The 1,294-nt window shown below is 54.7% G+C and carries 1 protein-coding gene and 1 pseudogene; both read left to right on the top strand.

All coding sequences use genetic code 11. The annotated features are described in order from the left end of the window. Positions 1 to 148: 148 nt before the first annotated feature. Positions 149 to 327: pseudogene (locus tag AC0L2U_RS34635) on the top strand (IS110 family transposase); the annotation flags it as partial. A 313-nt stretch (positions 328 to 640) separates the two neighbouring features. Beyond that, positions 641 to 1,114, top strand: coding sequence for a GNAT family N-acetyltransferase (locus tag AC0L2U_RS34630; RefSeq protein ID WP_473603691.1), 474 nt, complete (start codon positions 641 to 643; stop codon positions 1,112 to 1,114). Positions 1,115 to 1,294 lie beyond the last annotated feature (180 nt).

The following is a 1,294-nucleotide window of genomic DNA, read 5'->3' as shown; positions in this document are numbered from 1 at the left end:
GAAGTTGTTGATTCGGGAGCAAATTAGATGAGGCAACAAACCAATTTTAGGGAGCAGTTCAGGCGAGGCAATGCGACAAGGCTTTCGTCGTTTTCTGATTGCCGCTCCGCGACAAGTTCGTGCGTGTTTTTAATTGTCGCCGCGCAGCCGCGTTCGCCACATGCTGGTCGAGAGCGCCTGGACCTATCGACATCCGCCCCGGATCGGTAAGGCGAAGCTATACCGGTTGGAGCAAGCGCCGCCGAAAGTCCGCGAGATCACATGGAAGGCTCAGGCCCGACCGACGGCCGCTATCGAAAGCTGGTCGCGCGAGGCAAGCGAACGACGGGGGCGGGCAAGAGCGGCGTCAGCGTGAGCCTCGTCTCGAAAAGATGAGCGCGCTGTGTAATGACATGTTAAAAGGTCTAGAATGGAGAACTACACCCTTTTGTAAATTTACCATGATGTAGAGGAGCATAACCTCCTATGAAATTTAACAAACATTTGACTTCCTACATTCTCCTGCCGTTGTTACGTTGGCTGCCGGTAAGTTTAGACCGGATCGGCCACTATCTAGTGGTAGAAATCTGACGCTTGCTGCCCGACGTTCCGACCCTTTGGGGACACCGGGAACAGTTGTACAAGGTCTATGACTTAGAGGGTGTCACAGTTGGCTAACAGCGAATACATAATCTCTGACCTACGGCACCAGCCCCACTTCAAAGCGACCGTGGCGCAGCGCATTTGGCAGGCGTGGTGGATGGGCCAAGACGTACCGCTCAGTTACATCGAAGGTCGCGTAGAAGAAAATCTTACCTCGAATAGCATCCCATTTGCGCTTGTGGCGCATCGTAGCAGAATGTTCCTTGGTACGGCTTCGGTCATCGCCCACGATATGGACGAACGCCCGCAATATTCGCCTTGGGTTGCGGTGCTTTGGGTGGACTCGGAGCACAGGGGAAGCGGTGTCGGTTCCGCGCTCGTCCGCGCGGCGGCGGACGCGGCTTTCAAACTCGGGCATTCCCCGGTCTATCTCTGCGCAACTCCCGAAATCTCTAGCTTCTATCGGCGGTTGGGGTGGGAAGCTGTTGAGGACGGCGTGCGTGGCATGAACGTTTTCATGTGTTCCCAATAATCTAAAGTTGGCTTTCCACCCAGGCTGTGTGAAAACTCCCGCTCATGCTATTCTACTGCGGGTTGAGCGGGGATTCGGCATGGCGGGTTTCATTTGGGGAAAGTGACCTGCCACGGGTAATTTCCTCCATCTGAGATTAGAGTCCGGCCCTTGATTGAAGGACGGACTGATGAAGAGAAA

The organism is Mesorhizobium sp. WSM4808 (genome assembly GCF_055811675.1).
This window is presented reverse-complemented; position numbering and strand designations above follow the sequence as displayed.